Origin of the sequence: Pedobacter sp. AK013, assembly GCF_014205835.1 — a bacterium.
Taxonomy (GTDB): Bacteria; Bacteroidota; Bacteroidia; order Sphingobacteriales; family Sphingobacteriaceae; genus Pedobacter.
This window is the reverse complement of the sequence record NZ_JACHCQ010000010.1, coordinates 87,910-100,493: the sequence shown is the minus strand read 5'-3', so window position 1 is coordinate 100,493 and position 12,584 is coordinate 87,910. Positions and strand designations below refer to the sequence as shown.

General features: G+C 37.3%; 14 protein-coding genes. 8 read left to right on the top strand and 6 right to left on the bottom strand.

Translation table 11 applies throughout. From position 1 onward, the window contains the following. Positions 1–218: 218 nt before the first annotated feature. A complete protein-coding gene (locus HDC90_RS09110; RefSeq protein WP_184465647.1) occupies positions 219–2,042 on the top strand; it encodes a M60 family metallopeptidase in 1,824 nt (607 codons plus the stop codon). A 212-nt stretch (positions 2,043–2,254) separates the two neighbouring features. On the opposite strand, the gene HDC90_RS09105 is transcribed toward HDC90_RS09110, so the two are convergent. Continuing rightward, complete coding sequence (locus tag HDC90_RS09105; protein ID WP_184465646.1) at positions 2,255–2,485, bottom strand: hypothetical protein; 231 nt, start codon at positions 2,483–2,485, stop codon at positions 2,255–2,257. A gap of 256 nt (positions 2,486–2,741) precedes the next feature. On the opposite strand from HDC90_RS09105, the gene HDC90_RS09100 reads away from it, so the two are divergent. The 3 genes from HDC90_RS09100 to HDC90_RS09090 all read left to right on the top strand — a co-directional run bounded on the left by HDC90_RS09100 (position 2,742) and on the right by HDC90_RS09090 (position 6,038). Beyond that, the gene (locus HDC90_RS09100) at positions 2,742–3,425 is read left to right on the top strand and encodes a phosphatase PAP2 family protein (RefSeq protein WP_184465645.1); all 684 of its coding nucleotides are present in this window, start codon (positions 2,742–2,744) and stop codon (positions 3,423–3,425) included. Then, positions 3,426–4,952 carry a glycosyltransferase family 39 protein gene (locus tag HDC90_RS09095; protein WP_184465644.1) on the top strand — a complete coding sequence of 509 codons (1,527 nt, stop codon included), beginning with the start codon at positions 3,426–3,428 and terminating at the stop codon, positions 4,950–4,952. A gap of 135 nt (positions 4,953–5,087) precedes the next feature. Beyond that, a complete protein-coding gene (locus HDC90_RS09090; protein ID WP_184465643.1) occupies positions 5,088–6,038 on the top strand; it encodes an alpha/beta hydrolase in 951 nt (316 codons plus the stop codon). A 152-nt stretch (positions 6,039–6,190) separates the two neighbouring features. Here HDC90_RS09090 and HDC90_RS09085 read toward each other — a convergent pair whose 3' ends face one another. Beyond that, complete coding sequence (locus HDC90_RS09085) at positions 6,191–6,388, bottom strand: hypothetical protein (protein WP_184465642.1); 198 nt, start codon at positions 6,386–6,388, stop codon at positions 6,191–6,193. A 347-nt stretch (positions 6,389–6,735) separates the two neighbouring features. Here HDC90_RS09085 and HDC90_RS09080 point away from each other — a divergent pair, with 347 nt between their 5' ends. Further along, positions 6,736–7,710, top strand: a complete 975-nt coding sequence (locus tag HDC90_RS09080; RefSeq protein ID WP_184465641.1) for a Gfo/Idh/MocA family protein — start codon at positions 6,736–6,738, stop codon at positions 7,708–7,710. A 463-nt stretch (positions 7,711–8,173) separates the two neighbouring features. Here HDC90_RS09080 and HDC90_RS09075 read toward each other — a convergent pair whose 3' ends face one another. The 4 genes from HDC90_RS09075 to HDC90_RS09060 are packed head-to-tail and all read right to left on the bottom strand — an operon-like array spanning position 8,174 to position 9,997. Next, a complete protein-coding gene (locus tag HDC90_RS09075; protein WP_184465640.1) occupies positions 8,174–8,755 on the bottom strand; it encodes a peroxiredoxin-like family protein in 582 nt (193 codons plus the stop codon). A 50-nt stretch (positions 8,756–8,805) separates the two neighbouring features. Next, entirely contained in the window at positions 8,806–9,069 is a 264-nt protein-coding gene (locus HDC90_RS09070; RefSeq protein ID WP_184465639.1) for a hypothetical protein, read from the bottom strand. Between the two features lie 60 nt (positions 9,070–9,129). Next, entirely contained in the window at positions 9,130–9,396 is a 267-nt protein-coding gene (locus HDC90_RS09065; RefSeq protein ID WP_184465638.1) for a zf-HC2 domain-containing protein, read from the bottom strand. Between the two features lies 1 nt (position 9,397). Beyond that, the gene (locus HDC90_RS09060) at positions 9,398–9,997 is read right to left on the bottom strand and encodes a sigma-70 family RNA polymerase sigma factor (RefSeq protein WP_184465637.1); all 600 of its coding nucleotides are present in this window, start codon (positions 9,995–9,997) and stop codon (positions 9,398–9,400) included. Positions 9,998–10,127: 130 nt separating this feature from the next. Here HDC90_RS09060 and HDC90_RS09055 point away from each other — a divergent pair, with 130 nt between their 5' ends. The 3 genes from HDC90_RS09055 to HDC90_RS09045 are packed head-to-tail and all read left to right on the top strand — an operon-like array spanning position 10,128 to position 12,451. Further along, positions 10,128–10,919: a thioredoxin family protein gene (locus HDC90_RS09055; RefSeq protein ID WP_184465636.1), complete on the top strand. Its 792-nt coding sequence runs from the start codon at positions 10,128–10,130 to the stop codon at positions 10,917–10,919. 37 nt (positions 10,920–10,956) lie between these two features. Then, a complete protein-coding gene (locus HDC90_RS09050; RefSeq protein ID WP_184465635.1) occupies positions 10,957–11,676 on the top strand; it encodes a cytochrome b/b6 domain-containing protein in 720 nt (239 codons plus the stop codon). Next, the gene (locus HDC90_RS09045) at positions 11,660–12,451 is read left to right on the top strand and encodes a molybdopterin-dependent oxidoreductase (RefSeq protein ID WP_184465634.1); all 792 of its coding nucleotides are present in this window, start codon (positions 11,660–11,662) and stop codon (positions 12,449–12,451) included. The genes HDC90_RS09050 and HDC90_RS09045 overlap by 17 nt, the downstream gene beginning before the upstream one ends. The last annotated feature ends 133 nt before the right edge of the window (positions 12,452–12,584 follow it).

Genomic DNA, 12,584 nt, shown 5'->3' with positions numbered 1-12,584 from the left:
TATTACCGTAAAGCACAACAAATCAAACGTTTGCGCAGTCTTTATTCTTTTATATCAATGTAATTATGAATACATTGTATTGACATTTTAAACAGACTACAACCATCTGTATTTGTATTAAATTAAAACCGGCTAATTAACATTACGGAACTAACGACCACCATAATCCATTGTTGGAATATGGTTACCTATACCAAATATTCACAAAAACCAAAAAAATGAAAAAGAAACTATTACTCTTATCTGTTTCGGCCATTGTAAGCCTTTCAGCCTGTAAAAAAGCGACTGTATTACAAGATGAAGTTCTAAACAGTAAAAAAACCATGAGTGGTGCCAGTGTACAGTCCCTCACTCAAACCAATATTTTTAATGTTACTGAAAAAATCAATGCATCAATTGAAAGAGACCGCTTAAAAAATGGATACTATTTAACCGATTTTACAGCAACTGGTTTATATATGGCTCCTGGTGCTACTTTAGATATCACCGTAGAACAAACTGCAGGAACCCGCTTGCCGAAATTATTAATTGGTACCTACTCCAGATATGGCACTTGGAACACTCAGCCCACAGTGGTGCAGCTAACAGCAGGTACCAATACCATTACCAATGCTGTAGGAGGTTTATTATGGATCAGATACACTAACTCAACTACCGGATCAACTGCTAAAATAACTTTTAATAGCGGCTACCAATATGCGCCTTATTACAAAGTTGGTGTAACTACAAATTCAGACTGGATTAATCAATTACAAACCTATACCACTCCTGATGTTGTTTTGGAGGGCGCAAATTGTTTTATTGTCGTATCCAGAACTAAGGCCATACAGTACCAGTCAGAAGATCAGAGTGCCATATTGAATAAAATTACACAGATTATTGCGCTAGAAGATGATTTGAATGGCTTAGACAACTCGTTGCCTGCTCATGCAAAAAATGTACATACCTATCTTTTAACACAGCATGAAGATCCAGCCTATTATTTTTTCGCTTATGATTATCGCACCGCTTATATCACCTCGGATGTGAATGCCATTTTAACATTAAGCGCAGTGGGTACTAATGGTTGGGGAGTATGGCACGAACTCGGCCATCAACACCAAATGATGTGGCGCTGGGGTGCCCTGGGCGAAGTTTCGGTAAATCTTTACAGTTTATATGTACAACGTACACTTACTCCATCAATCAATAGGTTGGTAAATGATGGGGTTTGGCCAAAAGCTTTTACCTATTTGGGAAAAGCTGCTGGAACCAAAGATTATAACGGGTCAACAAGTTATGCCAATCCTTTAACCGATTTGTTTATCAGGCTTTGCATGTTCCAACAATTAACTTTGGCCTATGGCGATAACTTTTATAAAACCCTGGCTAAAAATATGCGTGTTGAAAATCCAACTTTAGCTAATGACGATGCCAAGATGCGTTATTTCATGCTAGCCGCCTGTAATATATCGGGAAAAAACTTAAGTAATTTCTTCCAAAAGTGGGGGTTAAATTTATCTACTGCAGCAGCTACTACTCAAATATATGCCGATATGGCCGCTTTGGGTTTACCTGCACCAAGCACAGACCCTTCTACCCTGCAAGACAATGTTGCACCATTAACAGAATTAAGTAAAACAGGATGGAGCATCAATTCTTTCAGCTCTGAAGAAACCAGTGGCGAGGGTACTATTAATGGCAGAGCCGCTACTTTAATTGATGGTAGTTATAGTACATTCTGGCATTCACGCTGGACCACTTCTGCAACAAGTTATCCGCATCAGGTTGTTATTGATCTGGGAGCCTCAAAATCGGCTAATGGCTTAAGTTTAGTACAAAGAAGCGGATTGAGCCGGGCAATTAAAAACTTTCAGGTTTTAACAAGTACTGATAATATAAATTTCACATCGGTAAACAATTATGTAGCTCAAAATACTGACGGCGTACAATATTTTGCCTTTGGCAGCACCAAAACTTTAAGATACCTTAAGGTAATTATGAATTCAGCACAAGATGGTCTGCAGTTTGCATCTCTGGCAGAGTTAGGTTTATACAATTAACAATTTACGGGCTGTATCATATTTGTAATTTTATTCGAATTTGTCGCCTTGAGCTTCGATATAATAGCAAACATCTATATATCAGAAATTTAAGCAAATAATTTAACAAACTCAGCACAACAATATGATACAGCCTGTTTTATTTCACAGCCACATACATTTCTTCTTTTTGACCTAGTTCATCGTATTAAAACAATGACCTTTTTAGTGACTTAAAAGTTATTTACTTCAAAACCACGGTAACTAAGCATTTCTGCATTATGCGAAACAATTAAACGAAGTTTTAATCTTTCTATAATTTCTCTTGCTTGAGCAATATTCCTTTGTATATCGTTTATCCCCCTGATTTCTATCCCGCGAGACATTAGTTTAAATTTGCTGGGCTCAAACTTATCAATAAACTGTTGTAGATCTGGGCTAATCTTTACCTGACTGTTTTGCATAATCAATTATTAATCTTTTGCCGCAAAGCAAGACAAAGCATTTTAACTTATCAGCGTTTTCATATTAACTTATTAAGAAATGTTAACAAAGGGCTTCCTTTCATGTAATCACTTCCCTTGCGCTGGTAATTGAGCTTAATTCAATCAACATGCAGATTGATAATTAATTCTAAAATTTAGCGGAATGACATAAACATGACGTTGTCTTAACTTTCAGATGATATATAGCTAATAGTTTTGCGTTAAAAACCCGGGCATGCGCACGATAAAAAGATTGACCGAACTCAATTACTATTTCTTTACTGCAATGTCAATACTTCTGTTGGCACTTATTTTTAATTTTAGCTTTTCCAAAACAGATGGATTCCTCATTTTTAACCGGTTTCATCCAGCCTGGCTAGATATTTTTTTTAAGTATGTTACTAATTTCGGAGATGGTTTAATCAGCATCCTGGCGGCGGCTATTCTGCTAGCACTTCGGAAAAAGAAAAAAGCCTTTACTTTAGCACTCGCTTATATTTATTCAGGACTACTTGTTCAGGTTGCTAAAAGAATTTTTCACATGCCACGGCCAAAATATTTTTTTGAACAGACTTCATTTCAGTATACTCATTTTGTTGAAGGGGTTAATATGCATGGTCAAAATTCTTTTCCTTCAGGTCATACCGCATCTGCTTTTGCCCTGGCGACAGTGTTGGTTTTGGTTTTCAGGAAAAAGAAAATCTCTTCTTATTGTTTATTTTTCGCTCTTTTAATCGGTTATTCACGCATATACCTGGCACAACATTTTCTTATTGATGTAATTTTTGGTGCAATCGCCGGTATAATCTGCGCAATTTTGAGCTATCATCAGGTATACGACCTTAAACTTTTCAGATCGGCAAAGCTTAACAGAAGATATAAACAGCTTAAAATTGCCAATCAGGCTAATCTCATTTAAGTGAAACAAATTCCGGTTAAACTTTGGCTTTTTATCATGGTGATGACCGTGATCAAACTGATTATAGCCTCAACAATGGCCCTTGGAAATGACGAGGTATATTACTGGACATATGCTTTAAATCTGGAGTGGAATTATTTTGATCATCCTCCATTTGTGGCGTGGTTAATTAGAACAACAACTGCAAATTTGTATATCCATAACGAATTAGCGGTTCGGCTAGGCGCCATAATATCATCCACGATAGGTACAGTAATTGTATATAAAATTGGTAAATTACTCCTTAATAACCGTGTAGGCTGGTTGGCTGTTTTGCTTTATTCTTCGTCTTTTTACTGCAGCATTATTGCCGGGACGTTTATTTTGCCAGATAGCCCTCAAATGGTTTTCTGGTTATGGAGCATCTTTTTGTTGCTTAAAATTACCAAATCTGTTCGCCAGGGTCTACCCACATTAAGTCTCTGGTGCTGGTTCGGGGTGGCAACAGGCCTTTGTATGATGTGTAAGATCCATGGTATCTACTTATGGGTAGCCGTTGCACTGTTTGCGCTGTTTAGCAATAGAAAATTGATGCTGCAGAGCGGTATGTATGTTTCGGCCTTAATTAGTTTAATTATAGTATCTCCATTCATCATCTGGAATATCCAACACCATTTCATCACCTATACCTACCATAGTAACCGGGTTAGCCTGTTACACGCTGGCATAAATCCATTGGCTTTCGCCAGAGAAATTAGCGGCCAAATATTTTACAATAATCCTATTGTTTTTTTTCTGGCGTGGATTGCAGTTTTTAGTTTCATCAAAACCAAACACCATCTTAAAAGCGAAATACAACTGCTATTATATTGTGCGCTACCACTTATTGCTACGCTGGTTTTTCTTTCAATTTTTAGAGATACATTGCCGCATTGGTCTGGCCCAGCCTATAGCTGTTTAATATTCCTTTCAGCATTAAAACTGGAGTCTTTTACCTTATCAAAAGTAAAAGCCATTATTGCTGCTAGTATGCTGTTTTTCGTGTTCGTAATAAGTGCAGGCCTCATCGCAATTAATTTTTACAAGGGCACATTTTCAACTCAAAAAGGCCCCATGCATTTAGGTACGGGCGACCCCACCTTAGATTTATATGGCTGGAAAGAAACAGGCAGAATAATTGATTCTATTTACCGTGTGGATCATTCATCAAAGAAGGATAAAACAATCAGCAGCATTGTGATTACAAAGTGGTTTCCTGCAGCACATTTAGATTTTTATGTTTGCACCAAAACTGGTTTGCATACCTATGGTATTGGAGAAATATTTGATCTTCACCAGTATTACTGGTCGAACCAAAATAAACAGAAATTATCTCTTGGCGATAACGCATATTACATTGTCCCTTCTAATCTTTACGATGAAAACAGTATAAGTTTTATTAAGTCTCAATTTAAAAGTTGTAAAGCACCAACCATTGCACCTGTTTTCAGGAATGGTGTTATTTGCAAAAACATCTTATTATTTAGGTTAAATGGCTACAAAAAATAGTACAATGGCAGTTATAACCGGGTAAATTAATGTTTAAAATCTAATTGCACCAGAGCTGAAAATGCAATAAATTAGCATAGAAATTAAAGCCGATCTGATTTGGCAATTAGCGAACTCTTCCTAAAAATATAGATGATGCCCAATAACAAAGTATATCCGCTAAGCATGCTGTTCCTAGCGCTTTTATTTAGCTCTTTATCTTCAATAGGACAAATTGTACTCCAGGATAAGAAATATCATGTAGACACTAAAATATTTTCGCAAACCGATTCAGGCGCACTGAAATTAGATATTTATTACAGTGGCAAAATAACAGAAACTAAGCCAACAATACTTTTTGTATTTGGTGGTGGTTTTGTAATGGGGCGCAGAGACAGCAAGTTATTTGATCAATACTTTAACGCTTTAATAGCACATAACTATAAAGTAGTTTCAGTTGACTACAGACTAGGCCTTAAGGGCAAGAAATTTCCTAGTCCATTTAATACCTCTAATTTAAAAGCAGCTATTGATACGGCTACAACAGATGTTTTCGATGCAACAGCCTATCTGATCAAAAATGCAAAAGAACTCGGTATCGATACGGCAATGATCATCTTATCAGGATCAAGTGCGGGCGCTATTACCGCACTACATGCTGATTATAACAAGCGCAATGCTACAGCATTATCGACTAAACTACCACTGCATTTTCAATATAAAGGTGTAATTTCTTTTGCCGGGGCAATATTAAGTTATCACGGTGCGCCAAAATATGCCATTCCACCAGCACCTACCATGCTTTTCCATGGTACAGCAGATAAACTTGTACCCTATAACAAAGTGAGATTACTTAACAGAGGCTTTTTTGGTTCTAAGTATCTTGCGCGTACTTTCAGAAAAAACCGATACCCGTATTACTTTCAATATGTGCAAGATATGGGGCATGAAATAGCTGGCTCGCCAATGGTTGAAAACCTACCTGATATTGTATGGTTTATAGAAAATTACATCATTAAACAAAAACGCTACTTTATGGAAGTAAACTTTAAAGATGCCGACAAAAAACCCACTTTTAGCATACCACCTGCCTTAAAAAAAAGGTAGCATAAATTGCATGGTTACCACTATTTTTTCAATTTGAGCAGATTTATGATCGAAGTTGGGACAGCTGCGTGGATGAAAGTTCCAAATAAATGAGATGGTACCCTTTTACTTTAAATTAATTTAATCAATAATGATCTTTTTATTTTAGTAGATTAGATTTCATGCTCGCCAGCCTCATCGGTGAGTATCCTTTCCATTTCTATCATCATCTGCTCGGCCAGGCGATGTTTAGCTTGCAATTTCGTTAGGTAAGCATCGGCAAATGTCTCTTCAAGTTCATCCATAATAAAGGCATATTTTGCCTTAAGTTCTATAAGATCAATCTGAAGCTTCTTGGAAAGATTTTGCATAGTACAAAGCTAAAAAAAGAGAGGCTAATTTTGGATAATTGACCTTATTTTTCTTTTTTTTCAAAAAAAACACCAAATACATAAACTTAACAAAACAATCTCCTAATTCTTTCGTTTATATGTTGATTCCGGGGTGGTTTCCGGAATAGATTTGTTTGGTTAGTTGATTAGGGATCACTCTCAAAGTGAATCCCTTTTCTTTTTTACTTAACTAAAATTAGCTAAACCAACAACCACCTCCAAAGGCATATCCTGTTATTATTTGCTTACCCGGGCACCAAATTTCTGCAATCCAACCCTTTTTCGGGCAATATTTTCTAAATTCAACCTTTTAAAACGATTGTATAATGGAAGAAATAAGGTGGGGAATTATAGGTTGTGGAGATGTAACAGAAGTAAAAAGCGGACCAGCTTTTAATAAGGTAAACAATTCCAAACTTGTTGCAGTAATGCGCCGCGACGGTGCTAAAGCGGCTGATTATGCCAGGCGACATCAAGTGCCTAAATGGTATGATGATGCTTCTCAATTGATTAATGATCCGGAAATTAATGCCATATACATTGCTACCCCACCCCTGCAGCACGAAGCTTATGCTATTGAAGCTTTAAAGTCGGGCAAGCCAGTATATGTAGAAAAACCCATGACTTTAGATGCCAAAGCTGCTCACCGCATGACCAATGCGGCCAACAAATTAAAGGTGAAGCTTTGCGTAGCCCACTACCGCCGGGCTCAACCCATGTTTTTAAAAGTTAAAGAACTATTGGCTGCACATGCTATTGGCGATATACGTTTAGTCCGGTTAAAAATGCTCCAATCGCCCAACCCTGCACTTATTGCAAAAACAGCTAATAATTGGCGGATTAACCCGGCCATTTCTGGCGGTGGTTTATTTCATGATCTGGCTCCCCATCAATTAGATTTAATGACTTATTATTTCGGCGATGTGAAAAATGCCATAGGCATTACCGCCAGGCAACAGGAAAATACCAAGGTTGATGATCTGGTTGTGGGTAATATCCTGTTCGAAAACGGAGTTATTTTCACTGGCAGCTGGTGCTTCTCTGTTTCGCCACAAGATCATGCAGATAGTTGCGTAATATATGGATCAAAAGGTCATATCAGTTTCCCGATGTTCGGCAATAGCATTATGGTTACAACTGATCTGTCAACTGAAGAATATGCATTTGAACCCTTACCGCATGTGCAACAACCCATGATCGAAAAGGTAGTTGATTACTTTTTAGGCAAGGGACAAAATCCATGTAGTGGTGAGGATGCATTGATTACCATGAAATTAATGGATGATTTTACGCGGAAATAAATAACAGGCAGATAAAATCATCACCGTTTTACATTAAGGTCAGTATCTTTTGTTCTTTCGGAGCGCAGGGCTGCTGCATCAAACCAAGTTGGCTCCCGTGTTAGGCTTTACGCTTCGGCTTCGTGCCTCAACCTGCAGGGTAACGCTTTCACTCGGGGCTAAATGGCTAAAACTGCGTTCTATTTTTGCGGTTTGCATGGCGCAAAACACTGTTCATCTGCATGATAAAACGAAAGGGTATTAACCATATAAGAAATTTAAGAACCATATAAGCTTATATCTTCTTCTATGTCTTATATGGTTTAATTAGCGGTTTTTATTTTAGCGTAAGCTCGCAGCAAAACACTAAATTATTTCCAAAATTTTAAGGCTAAAAAGTTCCAGCTATCAAATACTAAGCAAAAACACCCACCGCCATTAAAACAGCACTGGGTGTAATTAAAGATTGTTTTATTAAATCGACCTAAAGTTTGGAAAGCAAAAGTTTTACCGAGGCTCTTTTTTGGTAGTTGGGATCGAAATGGACATATTTAATTTTACCTGAACGATCGATAATGTAGGTTGCTGGAACGGGTAAAGTATGCCGGGTATTCCCATTGTTATCTTCTAAATTTATCCCGTAACCCTTGTATTTGGTAAAGGTTGCTTCGTCCATAACAAAGTTAACATTATAGGCCTTCATAATCTCATCGTCTTTATCCTGGAGGATAGAAAAACCAGCATTTGTTTTTTTAATTGTTTTATCAATGTTTTCTTTCGTTTCGGGTGTAACACCTATAACATAAGCATCTTTCCCACTTAACAGGCTTAAAGAATCCTGGAGTTCTTTAATATGTTTATTACAATAAGGACACCATTGACCACGATAAAAAAACAGTACTACAGATCGATGTGCTTTAAGCGCATTTTTCAAGCTTACCGTTTTGCCATTCTGATCAACCCCACTAAACATTGGGGCATTATTTCCTTCTTTTAAGCCTTTTTGTGCTTTTACCTGTAGCGATAATCCAAAAATTAAAGCACTAAATAGTATAATTCTTTTCATTTTATTGTGTTAAAACAGGCAGGAAAGACAACGCTTTCCTGCCTGTTGTTTTACATTTTACTTTTCGACATTTTGCCTTTCGCCATCTTAGCTTTTTCCATTTTGGCTTTTTTCATAGAATCGGTTTTCATTTTACTCATTTTATCCTTTTCCATCTTGTCCATTTTCTTTTTCTCCATTTTGTCTTGTTTCATTTTAGACATTTTTTCCTGCAATGGACTACTGGTTGAAGCATAACCCGATAACGAAAGACCAGCCACAACTACAGCAGCCATAAGAAATTTTCCTGTTGATTTTAAAATTTGATTTTTCATGTTTTTATGCGTTTTGTTTATTCCTTAGTCGAAGCAATAAGTAAAACCTTACAAGAAAAATCAATTTTTATTTATTTCTTTTTTAATCTTCTCCGTTAATGTTTTTTTAAAGGCCTGATCCAGCTTAAAATCATTATCATTAAAGCCGATAAATACCTGATTGATCAATATACTTTGTTGCTGATAAATTTTGCATACCGAACAACCCGCCAGATGAACATGCAATTGTAGGGTTTCGGCAGCTGTAATTTTTCCGGCAAGTCTTTTTTCGATTAAAAAAGTAGCTTGTTTACAGTTATAAATTATATTTCTTAGCGCGCTCGTCATATCAGTTCCAGTTTTTTTGAAGGCATGCCCTCAGGTTAAGTTTTGTGCGGTGCATAATTACCCAAAAATTAGCCGCAGTAAGTTTAAGTTCGGTACATATCAGTTCGGAGGACAGATCGTCCATATGTTTCATCGAGAAAACCGAAAACCATAACCCAGGGAGTTTTGCCAAACATTTATTTAATATGCTGCCCAGCTCTTTCATCATCAAAGGATTATCTACCTCTAAACCAAAGGCCTGTGGCCGATATTTATCATTCCAATGTCCTGTTTCAGAGTCAAAGAAATTTTGCTGTTCGCTCTCGGCATCTGTTAGTTTTAAATTGCTCAACCCACTGGAAGATCGTTTCCGGTAAAAATCAGCAATCTTGTTTTTAAGGATAGCCGTTAACCATGTTTTTTCCTCACTATTTCCTTCAAAATGGTCTAATCTTTGCAAACCTGCCAAAAAGGTATCCTGCACCAGATCTTTGGCTATATCTTCATCCCGCAATCTCGACATCGCAAATCCGTAAAGATAATCGGCATATTTTTCAACCCAGTTAAGTGGATTTGAGTGGAGACTTTTGGCCCTAAGCCCATTGTCTGTTTCGTTGTGCATTTTTTTATGTGTCTTATATAAATATAGTACTTAATTATTTAGTAGCAGAACAAGAAATATCCTTACAAATTATTTTATTTTTTTCTGTAAGGCTTCGGTATCGAAAACGACTAAACTTAAAATGATGACCATGATTAGAAAAATAGAATTACCACTTTTAGTGATCAGCTTCCTTAGCGTTGCCTTTATTGCTGATAATAAATCTACACCAAACCCACTCGCCAAAACAGGTTTTGCGTTTGTAGAACTTTTTACTTCAGAAGGTTGTTCGAGCTGCCCTCCAGCCGATGCATTATTGGCTAAAATCGAAAAAGAAAATCAAAACAAAGCGGTGTACTTATTGGCCTTTCATGTCGATTATTGGGATCGGCTAGGCTGGAAAGATAGTTTTAGCAGTCCAAAATTTTCTGCACGACAAAACCAATATGCAGATTGGTTGAACCTTAAAACCGTTTATACACCCCAAATGGTAGTAAACGGAACAAAAGAGTTTGTAGGTTTGGAAGAAAGTATTCTGCGTAACAGCATTAAAACGGAACTAGCAAAACCTACTGTAGCAAATCTGCAGATTTCGCTAGAAAAAAGCAGTAAAAATAGCCTCACAATCAATTATAATACCGATCGACAAACAGACGGCTATATGCTTGCAGTAGCCTTAGTAACAGCAAATGCTACAAACCAGGTTTTGAAAGGTGAAAATAAAGGCAAAACACTTACCCACGTTCAAATTGTAAGGCAGTTCGAAAGCTTTCCATTGCAAGGCAAAACTAATGGTGCTGTAAATATTCAGTTGAAACAGTTAAATGAACAAATGCCATCCGAACTGATCGCCTTTTTACAGGATAATAAAACAGGCAGAATAACTGCCGCGACCAGATTAAATGATTTATCTGCTGTGCAGCTGATACATAAATCCAGATGAGAAACTTTTGCGTTTATCAGTTATAAATAGCCTCGCCATGAAAGTAATCAAAGAAAAACATACATTTTTAATGCGGTGGACGCATTGGGTAAATTTCCCGGTATTGGCCATTATGATCTGGAGCGGGCTGTTTATTTATTGGGCCAACGATGCTTACGGCATTTCTATTTTTGGTTATAGCCTGATTAAATTTTTCCCCGAATGGTTTTACAATTTCTTCCATATTCCACAGCGTCTTGCCGAAGGAATGGCTTTCCACTTCCTTTTTATGTGGTTCTTTTTCATTAATGGCTTGCTGTACATCATTTACACTATTTTTTCGGGTGCCTGGCGAGAGCTTATGCCCAATAAAAACTCATTTAAGGAAGCTTGGCAAGTACTTTTACACGATCTTCATATCCGAAAAACCATTCCGCCACAAAAGAAATACAATGCTGCACAGCGTATTGCCTATACGATCATTATTTTGATGGGTATCGGCTCGGTGGTAACGGGTTTGGCTATTTACAAACCTGTGCAGTTTTACTGGATCTGCTGGCTATGCGGAGGTTACCATTTTGCCCGGATACTACACTTTACCTTAACCATAGGCTATGTCTTTTTCTTTCTAATCCACATTGTTCAGGTAATTCTTGCTGGCTGGAATAATTTCAGGGCAGTAGTAGCCGGATTTGAAGTGGTAGAAGAACAGCAAGCGCTTAGACAAGAACCCATAACTACCGAAAAAACTGAAGATAGCGATGAAAACAGATCATAAAAAGAAGGCTAAAGCCCCGCTAACGATTGAGCAAAAAATCAAACGCCGTAATTTTATTTCTTTTGGGGCTTTCTTTGCGCTTGGCGGGGGTGCCGTTGCAGGCTGGAAATGGCTTTTAGATGCTCCTGAAGAAACACCTGGCATTACCGGGGGCACCCGTGCTCCTTTACGTAGGGCACTTAACAAAACCGAACTCTTTTTCCGCAATTTTTTTAGCAACAATCACCTGGTTAAAACTTACGACAAAGAACGGGCCGCGAAAACGCCAAGGGTAAACAGTTTAATAGGCATTGAAGATGATGAAGATTTCGACATCACAACTTGGAAACTCCATGTAAAACTGAATAACTTAAATAGTCAATATATTAGCATTGATGAGATAAAAGCGTTGCCTAAAACAGAAATTGTTTACGATTTTAAATGTGTTGAAGGCTGGGACGAAATTCAACATTGGGCAGGTGTAAGACTAAGCGATTTTTTAGCACATTTTAACCTGGAAGAACAGGCTAAGAAGCAATATATGGGTTTGGAAACGCCAAATAAAGCATATTATGTAGGGTTGGAAAGAGACAGCGTATTTCACCCTCAAACTATTTTGGCTTATGAAATGAATGGAAAACCGATCAGTTTAGAACATGGTGCCCCATTAAGACTTATTGTACCCGTAAAATATGGCATCAAAAACCTTAAGAGAATTGGCAATATGACGTTTAGCGATAGTAGGCCCAAAGATTATTGGGCCGAGCAAGGTTATGATTATTATTCGGGCCTTTAAATAATTATAATTAAAGCCATTATTTTTTCAAATTCTGGCTTTAAATAGGCGTTCTTTTTTTGCAAAATCCTTCATTTTAAGGTTTTGTCCGTTGGCGCAGGCACTCAAAAAAACAAGTGCAAGTACACATATT

Coding starts and splice junctions, on each gene's coding strand:
- HDC90_RS09110 (WP_184465647.1), top strand. CDS start 219: ATGAAAAAGAAACTATTACTCTTATCTGTTTCGGCCATTGTAAGCCTT.
- HDC90_RS09105 (WP_184465646.1), bottom strand. CDS start 2,485: ATGCAAAACAGTCAGGTAAAGATTAGCCCAGATCTACAACAGTTTATT.
- HDC90_RS09100 (WP_184465645.1), top strand. CDS start 2,742: ATGCGCACGATAAAAAGATTGACCGAACTCAATTACTATTTCTTTACT.
- HDC90_RS09090 (WP_184465643.1), top strand. CDS start 5,088: ATGCCCAATAACAAAGTATATCCGCTAAGCATGCTGTTCCTAGCGCTT.
- HDC90_RS09085 (WP_184465642.1), bottom strand. CDS start 6,388: ATGCAAAATCTTTCCAAGAAGCTTCAGATTGATCTTATAGAACTTAAG.
- HDC90_RS09080 (WP_184465641.1), top strand. CDS start 6,736: ATGGAAGAAATAAGGTGGGGAATTATAGGTTGTGGAGATGTAACAGAA.
- HDC90_RS09075 (WP_184465640.1), bottom strand. CDS start 8,755: ATGAAAAGAATTATACTATTTAGTGCTTTAATTTTTGGATTATCGCTA.
- HDC90_RS09070 (WP_184465639.1), bottom strand. CDS start 9,069: ATGAAAAATCAAATTTTAAAATCAACAGGAAAATTTCTTATGGCTGCT.
- HDC90_RS09065 (WP_184465638.1), bottom strand. CDS start 9,396: ATGACGAGCGCGCTAAGAAATATAATTTATAACTGTAAACAAGCTACT.
- HDC90_RS09060 (WP_184465637.1), bottom strand. CDS start 9,997: ATGCACAACGAAACAGACAATGGGCTTAGGGCCAAAAGTCTCCACTCA.
- HDC90_RS09055 (WP_184465636.1), top strand. CDS start 10,128: ATGATTAGAAAAATAGAATTACCACTTTTAGTGATCAGCTTCCTTAGC.
- HDC90_RS09050 (WP_184465635.1), top strand. CDS start 10,957: ATGAAAGTAATCAAAGAAAAACATACATTTTTAATGCGGTGGACGCAT.
- HDC90_RS09045 (WP_184465634.1), top strand. CDS start 11,660: ATGAAAACAGATCATAAAAAGAAGGCTAAAGCCCCGCTAACGATTGAG.